The sequence below is a fragment of the Micromonospora sp. NPDC127501 genome, assembly GCF_040302185.1.
Lineage (GTDB): Bacteria > Actinomycetota > Actinomycetes > Mycobacteriales > Micromonosporaceae > Micromonospora.
In genome coordinates this window covers 21,833-37,793 of sequence record NZ_JBEORJ010000003.1, presented here as the reverse complement: position 1 = coordinate 37,793, position 15,961 = coordinate 21,833, and the positions used below count along the sequence as shown (strand labels likewise).

General features: G+C 71.1%; 14 protein-coding genes. 12 read left to right on the top strand and 2 right to left on the bottom strand.

The genetic code is table 11. From position 1 onward, the window contains the following. Both ABTW72_RS07550 and ABTW72_RS07545 read right to left on the bottom strand, forming a co-directional pair. Complete coding sequence (locus ABTW72_RS07550; protein WP_350855568.1) at positions 1-846, bottom strand: amino acid ABC transporter permease; 846 nt, start codon at positions 844-846, stop codon at positions 1-3. Beyond that, on the bottom strand, positions 843-1,706 hold the full coding sequence (locus tag ABTW72_RS07545) for an ABC transporter substrate-binding protein (protein WP_350855565.1): 864 nt from the start codon (positions 1,704-1,706) through the stop codon (positions 843-845). Before ABTW72_RS07545 ends, ABTW72_RS07550 begins: the two co-directional genes overlap by 4 nt. A 133-nt stretch (positions 1,707-1,839) precedes the next feature. Here ABTW72_RS07545 and ABTW72_RS07540 point away from each other — a divergent pair, with 133 nt between their 5' ends. The 12 genes from ABTW72_RS07540 (at position 1,840) to ABTW72_RS07485 (ending at position 15,916) form a co-directional block, all read left to right on the top strand. Further along, a complete protein-coding gene (locus tag ABTW72_RS07540) occupies positions 1,840-2,103 on the top strand; it encodes a phosphoribosyl-ATP diphosphatase (protein WP_030335709.1) in 264 nt (87 codons plus the stop codon). A 50-nt stretch (positions 2,104-2,153) separates the two neighbouring features. Then, the gene (gene hisG, locus ABTW72_RS07535) at positions 2,154-2,999 is read left to right on the top strand and encodes an ATP phosphoribosyltransferase (RefSeq protein WP_030488425.1); all 846 of its coding nucleotides are present in this window, start codon (positions 2,154-2,156) and stop codon (positions 2,997-2,999) included. Between the two features lie 221 nt (positions 3,000-3,220). Beyond that, a complete protein-coding gene (locus ABTW72_RS07530) occupies positions 3,221-3,694 on the top strand; it encodes a PH domain-containing protein (RefSeq protein ID WP_181539405.1) in 474 nt (157 codons plus the stop codon). A gap of 396 nt (positions 3,695-4,090) precedes the next feature. Further along, entirely contained in the window at positions 4,091-4,741 is a 651-nt protein-coding gene (gene infC, locus ABTW72_RS07525; RefSeq protein ID WP_091401946.1) for a translation initiation factor IF-3, read from the top strand. Positions 4,742-4,761: 20 nt separating this feature from the next. Continuing rightward, a complete protein-coding gene (gene rpmI / locus ABTW72_RS07520) occupies positions 4,762-4,956 on the top strand; it encodes a 50S ribosomal protein L35 (RefSeq protein WP_007458415.1) in 195 nt (64 codons plus the stop codon). 32 nt (positions 4,957-4,988) lie between these two features. Continuing rightward, positions 4,989-5,381 carry a 50S ribosomal protein L20 gene (gene rplT / locus ABTW72_RS07515; RefSeq protein ID WP_030488429.1) on the top strand — a complete coding sequence of 131 codons (393 nt, stop codon included), beginning with the start codon at positions 4,989-4,991 and terminating at the stop codon, positions 5,379-5,381. Between the two features lie 83 nt (positions 5,382-5,464). After that, a complete protein-coding gene (locus tag ABTW72_RS07510; protein ID WP_502892170.1) occupies positions 5,465-6,262 on the top strand; it encodes a TrmH family RNA methyltransferase in 798 nt (265 codons plus the stop codon). A 219-nt stretch (positions 6,263-6,481) separates the two neighbouring features. Beyond that, on the top strand, positions 6,482-7,549 hold the full coding sequence (gene pheS / locus ABTW72_RS07505) for a phenylalanine--tRNA ligase subunit alpha (protein WP_030335722.1): 1,068 nt from the start codon (positions 6,482-6,484) through the stop codon (positions 7,547-7,549). A 40-nt stretch (positions 7,550-7,589) separates the two neighbouring features. After that, positions 7,590-10,169 carry a phenylalanine--tRNA ligase subunit beta gene (gene pheT, locus ABTW72_RS07500; RefSeq protein WP_350855555.1) on the top strand — a complete coding sequence of 860 codons (2,580 nt, stop codon included), beginning with the start codon at positions 7,590-7,592 and terminating at the stop codon, positions 10,167-10,169. A gap of 338 nt (positions 10,170-10,507) precedes the next feature. Further along, positions 10,508-10,834, top strand: a complete 327-nt coding sequence (locus ABTW72_RS07495) for a hypothetical protein (protein ID WP_350855552.1) — start codon at positions 10,508-10,510, stop codon at positions 10,832-10,834. Positions 10,835-10,850: 16 nt separating this feature from the next. Then, positions 10,851-12,959, top strand: a complete 2,109-nt coding sequence (locus tag ABTW72_RS07490; protein ID WP_350855549.1) for an NB-ARC domain-containing protein — start codon at positions 10,851-10,853, stop codon at positions 12,957-12,959. Next, positions 12,956-15,916 (top strand): hypothetical protein, encoded by a 2,961-nt coding sequence (locus tag ABTW72_RS07485; RefSeq protein WP_350855547.1) that lies wholly within the window; start codon positions 12,956-12,958, stop codon positions 15,914-15,916. The genes ABTW72_RS07490 and ABTW72_RS07485 overlap by 4 nt, the downstream gene beginning before the upstream one ends. Positions 15,917-15,961: the final 45 nt, after the last annotated feature.

Genomic DNA, 15,961 nt, shown 5'->3' with positions numbered 1-15,961 from the left:
TCAGCCTCCCGACTGTCGGCGGGCCGCGCGCAGCGTCACCCAGTCGGTGACCGCGATCAGCGGGATCGCGAGCAGCACGAAGAGCACCCCCGCCACGACGTACGGCGTGTAGTTGAAGGTCTGGGCGGTGGCGATCTGCGCGGCGCGGACCGCGTCGATCGGCCCGGCCAGCGAGACCAGCCCGACGTCCTTCTGCAACGCCACCACGTCGTTGAGCAGCGGTGGCGCCACCCGGCGGACGGCCTGTGGCAGGACCACGTGCCGCATCGTCTGCCGGTAGGTCAGGCCCAACGAGCGGGCCGCGGCGAGTTGGCTGGAGTGCACCGACTCGATGCCGGCCCGGAACACCTCGGCGAGATAGCCGCCGTAGGTGAGGACCAACGCGATCCCACCCAGCACCAGCACCGGCGGCATGCCCTGCAACCGCAGCCCCGGCACGCCGAGGGTGAGCAGGTACAGCACGATGATCAGCGGCAGGCCGCGGAAGGTGTAGGTGTAGCCGGCGGCCAGCGCGCGGACCGGGAAGAAGACCGGCCCGCGCAGCGTCCGCAGCACGGCGATCACCAGCCCGAGCAGCAGCGCGCCGACCGCACAGCAGACCAGCAGCCGTACGTTGAGCCAGAGCCCGCTCAGCACCGTGGGCAGCGCGTCGCGGGCGATCTCCGGATCCAGGAACGACCGCCGGACCCGGTCCCAGCCCGGCGCCCCGGTCACCGCGATCACCAGCAGCGTGCCGAGCGCGGCCGTCGAGGACGCCGCGACGAGCACGCTGTGGACGGTCTGCCGACGCCGGTACGCCGACCGCCGCAGTTGCGCCTCCGACGGCACATGATCCAGAAGCGTCACCGCAGCTCGGCCGCCCCCGCCACCTGCGCGAGCCACTTCTGCTCCAGCTCCTTCAGCGTGCCTTCCGTGGTGAGCTGACCGACCGCCCCGCTCACGCAGGAGGTCAGTGGGGAGTTCTTGTCCAGCAGCAACCCGAACGCCTCGGGCGTACCGACCTGCGGCACCTGCCCGACGATCGTCGCGTCGGTGATCTCCGCGCCGGTGATGTAGAAGGCGGTCGGAAGATCCACCACCAGACCGTCCAGCTGCCCGTTCTGAAGGGCCTTCTTGGCATCGTCGTTGCTGTTGTAGACCTGCGGCTTGGCGGTCGGCTTGATCACGTCGGTGATCGCCTGGTAGCTGGTGGTGCCGACCTGCGCGCCGAGCCGAGCGTCCTTCAGCTCGGCCAGCGACTTCCGGCCGGCGATCTTCGAGGACTTCAACGCGATGACGGTCTGCCGCACCAGGTAGTACGGCGCGGAGAAGTCGACCGCCCGCTTGCGTTCGTCGGTGATGGAGAACTGGTTGATGTCGAAGTCGAAGTCCTTCGGCCCCGGCGCGATGGCGGTGTCGAACCTGACCCGGGTCCAGGTGACGTCGCCGCGGGCGTAGCCGAGCTTCCCGGCCACCGCGTACGCGACAGCGGATTCGAAGCCCTCGCCGCTGTCCGGCTTGTCCTTGGCGAACCACGGCTCGTACGCGGGCTGGTCGGTGGCGATGGTCAGCTTGCCGGGCGTACGCGTGGGCAGGCTGTCCTTCGCGCAGGACGGCGCGGAGGTGACATTGGGGGTGGGTTTCTCGTCCTGTGGCGCGCATCCGGCGGTGGCTACGACGACGGCACCGGCGACGGTGAGCGCGAGGAGACGTGAGCGGCTGGCCATGGCGGACAGCGTAGAGCTCCATGGGCATCGATCGACAATTGTCCCACCATGTTGGTAGGGAATTGTCCGCTTGCTGGATTTTGACGGACCCGGACGTGGGGCGTCACCCGGGTGGCTGGAAGAATCGTTCCCTGTGAAGACGTTCGAGGAGTTGTTCGCCGAGCTGCAGGCCAAGGCCGCCGCCGGCACCCCGGGCTCGGGCACCGTCGCCGCGCTGGACAAGGGCGTGCACTTCATCGGCAAGAAGGTCGTCGAGGAGGCGGCCGAGTCGTGGATGGCCGCCGAGCACGAGGGGCCGGAGCGCACCGCCGAGGAGATCTCCCAGCTGCTCTACCAGGTTCAGGTGCTGATGCTCGCCAGCGGTCTCGAGCTCAAGGACGTCTACCGACATCTGTGAGTGCCTCCCACCCCTGTTGATCACCAACCGGATCCAAGGAGCACTCCGTCATGCTGCGTGTCGCCATTCCCAACAAGGGCACCCTGGCCGAACCGGCCGCCCAGATGCTGCGCGAGGCGGGCTACCGCCAGCGCACCGACCCCAAGGACCTCGTCTGCCGGGACGAGGCCAACGACGTCGAATTCTTCTACCTGCGTCCGAAGGACATCGCCACCTACGTCGGCTCCGGTGACCTCGACCTCGGGATCACCGGCCGGGATCTGCTGATCGACTCGGCCGCGCCGGCCGAGGAGGTCGTCGACCTCGCCTTCGGCCGGGCCACCTTCCGCTTCGCCGCCCGCCCCGACGACATCGCCTCCGTGCAGGAGTTGGGCGGTCACCGCATCGCCACCGCGTACCCGGGGCTGGTCGAACGGCACCTCGGCGAGGTGGGCGTCAAGGCCGACGTGATCCGCCTCGACGGCGCGGTGGAGAACGCCGTACGCCTCGGTGTCGCCGACGTGATCGCGGACGTGGTGGAGACCGGCGCGACCCTGCGCCAGGCGGGCCTGGTGGTCTTCGGTGAGCCGCTGCTGCGCTCGTCGGCGGTGCTGGTCCGGCGCGCCGGCGCGCCCGCCCAGCCGCAGGCCGAGCAGTTGCTGCGCCGCCTGCACGGTGTGCTGGTGGCCCGCCGCTACGTGATGCTCGCCTACGACGTGCCGGCCGGTCTGCTGGACCGGGCCAGCGGGCTCACCCCGGGCATCGAGTCGCCCACCGTGTCGCCGCTGCACCGTGAGGGCTGGGTGGCGGTGCAGGCGATGGTGCTCCGCGACGACGTGCACCGCATCATGGACGAGCTGTACGAACTGGGCGCCCGCGCCATCCTCGTCACCAACATCCACGCCTGTCGCCTCTGATCGTCGCGTCCGCAGCGCCCGCGGGCGCTGCGGACGGACCCGTCCACGTCCCCGTCCGGCAAGATCGCGCTCGATCATTGAAGTAGTGGTCTCGAACTCGACGGAGGCCACTGGATCCCGGATCGAGCGCGATCTTGAGGTGACTGGTGGCTGGCGGCCCCGCGGTGGTGGATCGGCGGGTGGTGCGGTCGATGACCGAGTGCGGATGGCAGACTGGTGGGGTGAGTGAAACCGAGCTGGTCCGCCTGAAGCCCCGCCGAATCCGCGTGGTCTGCTGGTCGGCGGCGGCTGCCCTGGTGGTGGTGTTCGGCCTGGTCGCCACGTCGCTGAGCGGCCCGACCGGCGATGGTTACGGCAGCTTCCAGCGCGGCGACCAGATCGCCATGATCGGCCTGGGCATCTTCGGGGCGCTGGGCTTCCTGCTGTTCACCCGTCCCCGGGTGGAGGCGGACGCACGGGGCATCCGGGTCCGTAACGTCATCAGCTCCTACGAGCTGCCCTGGGAGGTTGTCCGGGGCGTCCGCTTCGACCGGGGCGCGCCGTGGGCCAGCCTGGAGCTGCACGACGACGACCTGCTGCCGATGGTCGCGTTGCAGGCCGCCGACAAGGAGTTGGCCGTCGACGGGGTGCGCGCGCTGCGCCGGCTGCACGAGGCCCACCAGGCCCGCCTCGCCGAGCGCGCCGTCGGCCGCTGACCTCGGCCGACCCGCAGATCTTGGCGCGCGCCGCGACGCGGTGATGGCGCGACGGCGACGCGGCGCGGCCGCAGGTCGTGCCCGGTTTGGGGGTCGCCGGGGCGCCGGTGTAGTGTTATCGAGTCGACCAGGCTGTCTCCGCGTGCGAGCAGACAGCCTTGAAAGCGGAGCGCCTGCTCCCACCCGAGTCGCCGCTACGGTGGCCGGGTCCGGTCACCGGTTCCGGGCATGTCCCGGTGCCGGATGCGCGATCCTTGTGATCGTGCTGACCGGTCGAGCGGGCCCTGGCATGCGCCGGGGCCTTCTGCTTTTCGGGTCGGTTCCCTCCTGGGAGCCGCAGGGGTCGGCGACTGAGCAGAAACGACTCGAGGAGGCCCCATCAGCGTCGAACCACGCGTGAACGAGCAGATCCGGGCACGTGAGGTCCGACTGGTCGGCCCAGAGGGTGAGCAGGTGGGCATCGTCCCGCTGGAGCGCGCTCTTCAGCTGGCCGCGGACGTCGATCTGGACCTGGTCGAGGTTGCGCCGATGGCGCGCCCGCCGGTGTGCAAGCTCATGGACTTCGGCAAGTTCAAGTACGAGAGCGCACTCAAGGCGCGCGAAGCGCGGCGTAATCAGCAGCAGACCGTCATCAAGGAAATGAAGCTTCGGCCGAAGATCGACCCGCACGACTACGAGACCAAGAAGGGTCACGTGGTGCGGTTCCTCAAGGCGGGCGACAAGGTCAAGGTGACGATCATGTTCCGCGGTCGCGAGCAGAGCCGCCCGGAGCTGGGTTACCGGCTCCTGCGCCGGCTCGAATCCGAGATCACGGAACTGGGATACGTCGAGGCCGCTCCGAAGCAGGACGGCCGAAACATGATCATGGTTCTCGCCCCGCATCGGGCCGTCAAGGCCTCCGCGGTCGCCGCTACGGCGTCTCGCGGCGGACCTCGGGACCGGGCAGCGGACGAGTCCGCCACTCCGGAAGCCGATGAGACCGCGGCGGTCAGCGAGACCGCAGCAGCCGGTGACACCGGCCTCGCCGCCGACACCAGCGGCGAGTAACAGGGGAGAAGACGTTCCACATGCCGAAGATGAAGAGCCACACGGGTATGGGTAAGCGGGTCAAGGTGACCGGCAAGGGCAAGATCGTTGCCCAGCAGGCCGGCCTCCGCCACAACCTGGAGAAGAAGCCCTCCACCCAGACCCGCCGGCTGACCGGCACGGTCGTGCTGGCCAAGGCCGACGTCAAGCGCATCAAGAAGCTGCTCGGCCGCTGACGCGCGCCACCTTTACGTAATTAGGAGTTGAGATGGCACGCGTCAAGCGGGCTGTAAACGCCCAGAAGAAGCGTCGTACCCTGCTGGAGTCCGCGAGTGGTTACCGCGGTCAGCGCTCCCGCCTGTACCGCAAGGCCAAGGAGCAGGTGCTGCACTCGATGCAGTACGCCTACCGGGACCGTCGCGACCGCAAGGGCGACTTCCGGCAGCTGTGGATCCAGCGGATCAACGCGGGTGCCCGGGCCAACGGGATGACCTACAACCGTCTGATCCAGGGCCTGCGTCTTGCCGGCATCGAGGTCGACCGCAAGATCCTGGCCGACATGGCTGTCAACGACGCCGCCTCTTTCGCGGCGATCGTCGAGCTGGCTCGGGCCGCGGTCACGGCCGAGGGCACCGGCGGCGCGGCGGCTCAGGCCGCCTGATCCCCACGCACCAGAGCGAGGCGTCTCCCGTGTCGGCACCGCCGTCCGGGGGGCGCCTCAATCGTGCCGGAGGAGCGCACATCATGGCTTTCACCCCGCGTACCCCCAGGGTTGTCGCCGCCCGCCGCCTGCAACGCCGCCGGGACCGCGACGCCACCGGCCGTTTCCTGGCCGAGGGCCCGCAGGCGGTCCGCGAGGCCCTCGCGCGGCCGGGGGTGGTCACCGAGTTGTTCGGTACGACCACCGCGCTCGACCGGTATCCGGAGTTGGCCGCCACGGCGGCCCGCGCCGACGTGCCGGTCTCCGAGGTGACCGACGAGGCCATCGCGGCGCTGGCCGAGACCGTCGCCCCGCAGGGGCTGGTGGCCGTCTGCCGGCATGTGGACGTCCCGCTGGAGCAGGCCCTCGCGGGTGCGCCCCGGCTGGTGGCGGTGCTCGCCGAGATCCGCGACCCGGGCAACGCCGGCACGGTGCTGCGCACCGCCGACGCGGCCGGTGCGGGTGCGGTGGTCTTCGCCGGAGACGCCGTCGACCCGTACAACGGCAAGTGTGTGCGGGCCTCGGCCGGCAGCCTTTTCCACGTCGACGTGGTGCGCGCCACCGACCCGGTCGCGGTGGTCGACGCACTGCGTGCCGCCGGGTTGTCGATCTTCGCCACCACCGGCTACGGCGACAGCGACCTGGACGACCTGACCGACTACGGTCGGCTCGTCGGGCCCACCGCCTGGTTGTTCGGTTCCGAGGCGCACGGCCTGCCCGAGGAGTTGACCTCCGCCGCCGACACCACGGTGCGGGTGCCGCTGTACGGGCGCGCGGAGAGCCTCAACCTGGCTGCCGCCGCCGCCGTCTGCCTGTACGCTTCAGCGAGAGCGCAGCGCTGAGGGTGATTGCCTCCGGCGCGACTGACAGCAGGGGAGAGCGTCCGTCCATGAACGCGACACGGCGTTCGTTTAGCCAGCCCGCCGGTGTCGGCGGGCGGCGGGCCTGACCTGCTCCCTGCGCAACTCCTACCGGCGGGCTGCGGCACAGCCGCGCGTCCGTAGACTCGCCTAGCCGCCCCGGTGAGGGCTGGCGCCGCCGTGAGGGAGTGCCCGTACGCCATGAGCTACCGCAACGATCCGTACGACCCGAAGCAGGTCGCCCTGCTCGACCCCGCCGCCCTGGCCGAGGCCGTCGCGGACGCCACGAAGGCGTTCGAGGCCGCCGCCGACCCGGACGCGCTGACCGCGCTGCGCTCGGTGCACCTGGGTGACCGGTCACCGGTCTCCCTGGCCCGCCGGGAGATCGGCGCGCTGCCGCCGGCCGCGAAGTCCGACGCCGGCAAGCGGGTCAACGAGGCCCGCCGGGCGATCGAGTCCGCGTACGCCGAGCGTGCCGAGGTGGTGGAGCGCGAGCAGGCCGAGCGGGTGCTGGTCGAGGAGCGGGTGGACGTCACCCTGCCCTACGACCGGCGTCCGCGCGGCGCCCGGCACCCGTTGAGCACCCTGATGGAGTCGATCAGCGACCTCTTCGTCGGGATGGGCTACGAGGTGGCCGAGGGGCCGGAGGTCGACCTGGAGTGGGTCAACTTCGACGCGTTGAACATCCCCGCCGACCACCCGGCCCGCGGGTTGATGGACACCTTCCACATCGCACCGGAGGGCTCCGGCCTGGTGCTGCGTACGCACACCTCGACGGTGCAGACCCGCACGATGCTCAGCCGCAAGCCGCCGATCTACGTGATCGTGCCGGGCCGCGTCTACCGCACCGACGAGATCGACGCCACCCACAGCCCGGTGTTCCATCAGGCCGAGGGGCTGGTGGTCGACAAGGGCATCACGATGGCCCACCTGCGGGGCACGCTGGACCACTTCGCCCGGGCGATGTTCGGCCCGGAGGCGAAGACCCGGTGGCGGCCGCACTACTTCCCGTTCACCGAGCCGTCGGCGGAGTTCGACGTGTGGTTCCCGGAGCACCGTGACGGCCCGCAGTGGGTCGAGTGGGGTGGCTGCGGCATGGTCAACCCCCGGGTGCTGCGCGCCTGCGGCGTCGACCCGGAGGTCTACTCCGGATTCGCCTTCGGCATGGGCATCGACCGGACCCTGATGGTCCGGCACGGGGTCAGCGACATCCGCCATCTCTTCGAGGGCGACGTGCGGTTCAGCCGCGCGCTCGGGACCGGGGCGTAGGCGATGCGGGTACGAGACACGGGAACGGTGGTCTGAAGTCATGCGAGTTTCTGTCAGTTGGCTGCGGGAGTACGTCGACCTTCCCGCCGACCTGCCCACCGGTGACCTGGAGCAGGCCCTGGTCGACCTCGGCATCGAGGTCGAGTCCGTGGTGGACCTGGCCGAGACCGTCACCGGCCAACTGGTCGTCGGTGAGGTCCGCGAGATCGAGGAGCTCACCGGCTTCAAGAAGCCGATCCGGTTCTGCCGGGTCGACGTGGGTGCCGCCAACGGCACCGGCGAGCCGCAGGAGATCGTCTGCGGTGCCCGTAACTTCGCCCCGGGTGACCGGGTCGTGGTGATCCTGCCCGGCGGCGTGCTGCCCGGCGGCTTCGCCATCGGTGCCCGCAAGACGTACGGGCACAACTCGGCGGGCATGATCTGCTCGGCCAAGGAACTGGGCCTGGGCGACGACCACTCCGGCATCATCGTGCTGGGGCCGGACGTGACGGCCAAGCCGGGCGACGACGCCCGTCCGGTGGTCGGCCTCGACGACGTCGTCCTCGATCTGGAGATCACCCCTGACCGGGGGTACGCGCTGAGCCTGCGCGGCCTGGCCCGGGAGCTGTCGCACGCGTTCGACGTGCCGCTGCGCGACCCGGCCCTGGCGCCGGCCCCGGGCGGCACCGAGACGCCGGCGTACCCGGTGGAGGTCCGCGACACGGTCGGCTGCGACCGGTTCACGGCCCGCCTGGTCCGCGGGGTCGACCCGACCGCGCCCACCCCCTCCTGGATGCAGCAGCGGCTCGTCACCGCCGGCATCCGCAGCATCTCGCTGCCCGTCGACATCACCAACTACGTGATGCTGGAGCTGGGCCAGCCGATGCACGCCTTCGACGCCGACCGGATCGCCGGGCCGCTGGTGGTCCGCCGCGCCGACGCGGGGGAGAAGCTGACCACCCTCGACGGGGTCAACCGGGTGCTCACCGCCGACGACATGGTGATCTGCGACGCTGGGCTGCCCAACGCCCTCGCAGGCGAGGGCGCCGGCGTCCCGATCTCCCTCGCCGCGGTGATGGGCGGCGAGACCAGCGAGGTCGTCGCCGGCACCACCACTGTGCTCTTCGAGGCGGCGCACTGGGACCCGGCGATGGTCGGGCGCACCGCCCGCCGGCACAAGCTGTTCAGCGAGGCCGCGAAGCGCTGGGAGCGGGGCGTCGACCCGGCCGTGGCGCTGGTCGCGCTGGAGCGCGCCGTGCGGCTGCTCACCGAGCACGGCGGGGGCACGCCGAGCGCGGAGATCCTGGACATCGACCACGTCCGGCCGCGTACCCCGATCAGTCTTCCGGCGGATCTGCCGACCCGCCGGGTCGGCGTCGAGTACCCGCCGGCGCGGGTGGTCGCCCTGCTGGAGCGGGTCGGCTGCACTGTCGCGCAGGGCGCGGACCGGTTGTCCGAGGACCCGGGCGCGGTCGGCGTGGCCAGCGGCGTCGGGACGGTGCTGAGCGTCACCCCGCCGACCTGGCGGCCCGACCTGACCGACCCGGCCGACCTGGTCGAGGAGGTGGTCCGCCTCGACGGGTACGACCGGGTGCCGTCGGTGCTGCCGACCGCGCCTCCGGGGCGCGGTCTGACCCCGCGGCAGCGTCGCCGCCGGGCCGTCGCCGGGTCGCTGGCCGAGCGGGGGTACGTGGAGGTGCTCGCGCACCCGTTCGTGTCGCCGGAGCTGGCCGACCAGCTCGGCCTGCCGGCCGACGACCCGCGTCGGCCCGCGGTGCGGCTGGCCAACCCACTGTCCGAGGAGGAGCCGCTGCTGCGCACCACGCTGCTCGGCCCGCTGCTCGGCATCCTCAAGCGCAACCTCGGCCGGGGCCACCGCGACCTCGCCCTCTACGAGATCGGTGCGGTCTTCCACCCGCGCCTCGGCGCCGGCAGCCCGCCGGCGATGGGCGTGGACCGGCGGCCCACCGACGCGGAGTTCGCGGCCGCCGACGCGGTGGTGCCGGCGCAGCCGGTGCACGTCGCTGTGGTGCTCTCCGGCGACCTGGACCCGGCCGGCTGGTGGGGTGCGGGTCGACCGGCCGGCTGGGCGGACGCGATCGAGGCGGCCCGTGACGTGCTGGCCGCCGCCGGGATCCCCGACGAGCGGGTCGAGGTGCGCGCCGCCGAGTACGCCCCGTGGCACCCGGGTCGCTGCGCCGAGCTGCGGGTCGACGGCTCGGTCGTCGGACACGCCGGCGAGCTGCACCCGGTGGTGGTCGCGGCGTTGGAGCTGCCCCGCCGCACCAGCGCGATGGAGCTGAACCTCGACACGCTGCCGCCGACCCCGGTGACGCCGGCGCCGACGGTCTCCGGCTTCCCGCCGGCGCTGATCGACGTGGCCCTGGTGGTGGACGAGTCGGTGCCGGCGGAGGAGGTGCGCCGGGCGCTGGAGGCGGGCGCCGGTGAGCTGCTGGAGGACGTGCGGCTGTTCGACGTGTACTCCGGCGCGCAGCTCGGTGCCGGCCGCCGCTCGTTGGCGTACAAGCTCACCTTCCGGGCACCGGACCGGACGCTCACCGTCGAGGAGGCGGTCGCGGCACGGGACGCGGCGGTCGCCGTCGCGGCGGAGCGCCTCGGCGCCACCCTGCGCGGCGCCTGACGCGACCCACGACGGCCCCGGTACCCCGCAGCGGGTAGCGGGGCCGTCGTCGTTCGTCGCCGGCTGGGCCGTGTCGGGCTTCCGACAGGCCGCGCCGGTCTTCGTCGTCGGCGATGACGCCCCTGGCGGGTTGTGGTGGCCGGGCACCAGGCATCCGTCGCCGGTGGCATGCGTCGACGTCGATGTGGGGTGGCCTTCGGGTGGCCGCCCGGGGGCTCGGCGTCGACGTTTCCGACCACGTCACGAGCCTTTCCGAGGTCGACACGAATCGGTAGCCTTGCCTGGCGAAGGGGTGAGCGCCGACGCCTGCCGCAGGCCTTGAGGTCAAGGAGCAGCGCATGATCGAGGCAATCGTCGCCGCGGCGCTCGTCAAGATCGCCGAGGGGTCCGGGGCGGCGCTCGTCGACATGATCCGGCGGCGATTCGTCCGCAGCGACGAGCCGGCGGGGATGATCGAATCCCTGGACCGGGTCGCGCAAGGCGACGCCTCGGCGGACGACACGGCGCAACTCCGTGCGCTCCTGGCCCGTTTCGCGGCCGAGGATCCGGAGTTCCTGCGGGAGCTCCGGCAGGGGTCGACGTCGATTGGGAGCACGAACGTGGTGGCCTCCAGCAATGTGGGCAAGCTGGTGCAGGCCCAACGCGTCGGCGACATCACGATGTAGCCGGAAGGTGACCCACATGGAGCCCGCCTCCGGAAGCTCGTCGCACAACGTGGCCGAGGGCCTGTTGGCGCACCAGGTCCTCCAGGTGGGCTCCTCCGGCGCGATCTACGTCGAACAGCCGCGAGCGGCGGCGCACGTGCCCGAGCCACCGCACATGCTCCCGGGCGGCATCGGGAGGATCGTCGGCAGGCACCACCTGCTGCACGAGATGGACGAGGCGATGACGACGCCGGGCTCGCGCTGCTGCATGCTGTGGGGTCTGGCCGGCTCGGGCAAGACCACCCTCGCGGTCGCCTGGGCCAGCTCGCGCATCGCCGAATATCCCGACGGGCAGTTCTTCGTCGACATGTGCGCGTACTCCGGCACACCGCGCATCGAGACCCGGGACGCCCTGCGCAGCTTCCTGGCCACGCTGGGGATCAACCGGTCCGACCTTCCTGACAACGAGGCCGAGTGGGGCGGCGTCTTCCGCGCCGTCACCGCTGGCCGGCGTTGCCTCGTCATCGTGGACAACGTGGGTTCCTACGAGCAGGTTCGGGACCTGGTGCCGGGCTTCGGGTCGGTGCTGGTGGTCACCAGCCGCCGGGCGATCCCGGAGATGAGCGTTCGTCACGACGCCCGGGTCATCAAACTTCCGTTGCTCACAGTGGACGAGGGGGTGGAGCTCATCGCCGAACGTGTCGGGTTCGTCCGCGTCGAACGGGAGCAGGCCGCCGCCCAACGCATCGTGCAGCTTCTGGAGGGGCATCCGTTGGCGCTGGCCATCGTTTCGGCGAAGCTCGCCATCCAGACCACCTGGACGATCGACGACGCCGCGAGGGGAATCGAGGAGGAGCAGAGCCCACTTCGCTTCCTCGATGACGCCGGCCTGGGCATCGAGGTCGGTCGCGTCATCTCCTGGTCACTCGACGACCTCGACGCGGCAACGACGAAGGTCCTCTACGTCGCGTCCATGCTGCCCAGCAACGAATGCTCGGTCGCGGTGCTGTGCCTCGTCCTCGACCAGCCCAGGCGGGTGTGTGACCGCACTCTTCAGGCCCTGTGCCTGGCATCCCTCATCGACGAGGTCAGCCCCGGCCGTTACCGCTTCCACGACCTGATGAAGGCCTATCTCGCGGAGACGCTCGGGCAGGTGCTGGACCCCGCCGAGCAGGAACTGACCGCGCGCCGCATCCGCACCGTCTACCTGGCGTTGAGCTACGCCGCCGACCGGGCCATCGATCCACACCGGGACTCCCTGCCGGTGGACCAGGAGCTGCTGGCGGTCGCCGGGTCGGCCAGCTTCACAGTGGCGCAGGCCCTCTCCTGGTTCGAGTCGATCACCGCGTCCATGATCTACCTCATCGAGCAGGCCCGGGCCGACGACGACTTCGCCTTCATCACCCGGTTCGCGCGGGCGCTCAACACGTTCCTCTACTGGCGTCAGGACGTCACGAGAACGCTGTCCGTCCAGCGGGAGGCTGTTGCCGCGGCGGCCGCCGGTGACCCGGCGATGGAGGCGCTGTCCCGACGCGCCCTGGGGCGTGCCTACGCGGACATCGGGCAGCTTGAGCCGGCGAAGGAGCAGTTGCGCGCCTCCATGGCGCTGGACGCGGCGTCCGGCGACGATTCGGGTCGGGCGTCGTCGTACCACGCCATGGCCGAGCTCTGCCTCCGGTCGGGTGACCACCGGGACGCACTGCGCTGGGGGCTGCGGGCGGCCCGGGAATCCAGGAACGGCAACAACGTCGTCCGCGAGGCCCGGGGGCTGTACGACGCGGCCCGAGCCCTGAACGAACTGGGCCACCATTCCTGGGCCCGAGGGCTCGGCCTGCGCAGCCTCGCCATGTGCGAGGAGCGCGGCAATGACTACGGCCGGGCGCTGGCCCTGCGCCTGCTCGGCGCGACCGGCCTCCGGTCGGGCGAGGTCGAGGAGGGCTGCACCTGGTTGGAGCGGGCCTGGCGGGTCGAGGAGTCCCTCGGCAACTTCCGTTCCGTCCGGACAATCCTGGGCCAGCTTGAGCAGGCGTACGGTCAGGGCGGAAACGTCAGCGCCGTGGAAGAGGTCCGACGGGCGCTGGCCCGCCTGGAGCACTATCCGGATCTCACCCAGTCGACGTTGGTGGTCGGGAGTCCGGCGATATGAGCCCTCGGTACGCGCCGCTCGTCCCGGCTGACGAGCTGGCCAGCCCTGCGTCGTATCGGCAACTGCGGCGCGAGCGGGAAGCCACGAGGTTCCGGCGTGAGATCGAAGCGATCGTCGACAGTGCCTGCCGGGCGGAGGCGGGCGGCCCGCTCCTTCGGACCACCTTCACGTCGCTGAGCGGGAACCTTGCGTCCGAGGGTGCACTCAGCTTCGCCGGGCTCGTCGCACCCGAGCGTTTCGACCCCGCTCGGCGGGCGTACGACTCGGCGATCGACACCAGGGGCAGCCGTGGCTCGCTGCACAACTACCTGAACGTCGCGGACGCGGGATCCCTGGTCGAGCACCCCGAGTTCCGGGAGGCGTTCGCTCATCCGCTGCTGGTCGCGCTCGTCGCGCACGCCCTCGGCGGGCCCGTGAAGATCATCGACTTGCGGGCGAAGGACACGCAGCCACTCGACGTCGTAGCGCGGGACAACACCCTGCACGTCGACAACAGCCCCTTCATGGACGAGTTCAAGGTGATCGTCACCTGGACGATGGGCACCGGTCGAGGGCCCTCGGGGCAGGGGCTCACCTACCTGCCCCGCACGAATCGGCTCCTGCGGCAGTGCTTCGTGAACGACGACGGCACTGCGTGGAGCGACGAGGACAGCTGCATCTTCCCCTCGCAGGCCCGGGTGGACGAGGCGCTCGCCGCCCAGGCCCGCTTCTTCGACGACGGCCTTCCGCGAGTCGTCCATCTTCAGGACATCGCGGTGCCGTGTCACACGATCTTCGCCGCGAGTCGGCTGGTCCATCACCGGTACCGTACGTCCGCCGGCGGGCCACGCAGCGCGATCATGGCGGCGTTCCACCGTACCGACGAGGGCACCGGCTTCCTCGGCGCCAGCGACCTCCCGGGGTCGGCTCTCGACCGGTTCCTGTTGGCGACCGGGGACGGGCGCCCCTTCCTGGAGCTTCTCGCCGACGAGATGCCCCGGGTCGTCGCGGCGCTCGCGGCCGCCGCGTCCCGGCCCGGCTTCGTCGTCGACCCGGACCGGCATCTCCTTCGCGACGAGGGCTTTCGCTCCTGGTACGAGCGGCAGAGCGCGGGCGTCTCCCTCGACCGACTGCGCCGCGCCACGCTGGCCACGGCCGTCGACGACGACACGCCCATCGTGCAGCGACTCGTTCTGCGCATGCAGTACGACCTGCAGGGCGCCCTCAACATGCCGCTCTACACCGACCTGCGGGAGGAGGTGCGGAAGCGGGCGCGGATCGTGATCCGGGAGATGACACCCGAGCACATCCGGGACATCGTCACGCGGCACGACCTCGGTGTGGTCCTGCGCGCGGAGTCCGCACCACCGCGCCGGCCGGTCGGCGAACTCGCCGAGGAACTGCACGGCGCGCTGGTCGCTCTGCGGCAGCTCCTGTCGACGGCGGTCGCGGCCCGGCCCGCCGGCCCGATCTGGGGTTCGACCGACGGGAGCGCGGCCGCGCTGTCGCTGCGGCGCTTCATCGTCGATCTGTGTGTCGCGGCCGCTGACATCGCCGACGACGCGTCTCTGGCCACCGGGTGTGTGTTCGGTGCCCTCGGTTCCGTGCTGGCCGAGGACCTTTTCGACCTGGGCGCTCCGGGCCGCGAGATCACGGGCGAGTTGTTCGGCATGTACATCCGGCTGGCAGCCCCCTCGCTGGGCGAACGATGCCCGGCGCACCCGGAGAAGGAGAAGCTGGACACCTACCTCGAATCCGTGGACGAGGAGAGGCAGACCGCCAAGCTCGCGTCCGAGGTCTGGTTTCAGGCCGCTTCCGCCGAGGTGACCGCGCGCAACGACGACTTCGTTCGCGCGCTGCTGCGGCGTGTGCTGCCGCCGGGGCGACCCTCTCCGGAGTCCGGCGATCTCGGCGCGCTGCTGGCGGATCCCGCCGCGCTCAGCGCGTACTACTGGAAGCGGGTCGTGACCGGGAAGCCGGTGGCGGTGCGCTTCGGCGCGGCCGATCTCGACACCCTTGACGGCTACTTCGGGCTGACGGCCGGCCGGAGCCTGCCGGACGCGGTCGCTCGGCTACGCGAGGAGACCACCGCGGGCTCGCCGGCCGAGCACCTGCTCCGCAGTATCGAGCGGCTCGCGTCACTCCGGGGCCAGTCCCACGCCGAGGCGTGCCGGGATGTCATGACCCGCTTGTCGACGCACTGGCCGGACCTCGTCCAGAGGTGTCGGGGCGGCCCGGACGCTCCGCCGCCGCCGGCCGATCGCATCCTGTCGACGCTCCACGATGCGATCGGTGCAGCAGGCGAGGAGGGCCGGCGCTCGCGCCGGTCGTCGCCGGGCGTCCCCGCGCCGCGTACGGGGGCTGCCGAGGCGTCGTTGACGACCGCCGAGGCGCGGGAACTGGCCCGCGTGTACATGCTCGCCCGGCTCTGCTTCAGCGCTGAGGAGTTCCGGATCGCGCAACTGCTGGCCGGTGATCCGCGTGTCCGGTACGCCGTCCTCGCCACCCATCTGTACCTGGTCTCCGAGGTCTCGCGGTCGGCGTCGGAACTGGTCGAGGACTGGGGCACGGCGAAGATCCTGCTGCCCTTCACCGAGGCCTTCGTCAACGTCGCGGGCTACTCGTCGTCGGTCGTCGATCTCACGCCGAATCCGAAACTGATCACGGTCATCAGCAACAACCTGTTGCCGGCCGTGGCCGGCGAGTTGCTCAGTCGGGATGCCGCCGTCGACGAGTTGGACGCGAACATCCTGGCCGCGGGTGTCCGGGCCGCCGTGCAACGCGGCGTCTTCGACGTCACCATCGGCCTGTTCAACCAGGCCGACCGGCGGGACGTGGTGTCCCTGTCCGGCCTCAGCCGGCGGGTCTGTCCGGCGGTCCGGCCGTTCGGCGCGTTCTGTCAGCGTTGGCTGCCGTACTTCTTCGACCGGCACCCCAGCGCCCGAGCCGGTCGTACTTTCATGCAGTGCTCCACATAAAATTGCAGTCGTCACGTTCTGCTGCTAGCCTTCGCTGCATAGTCA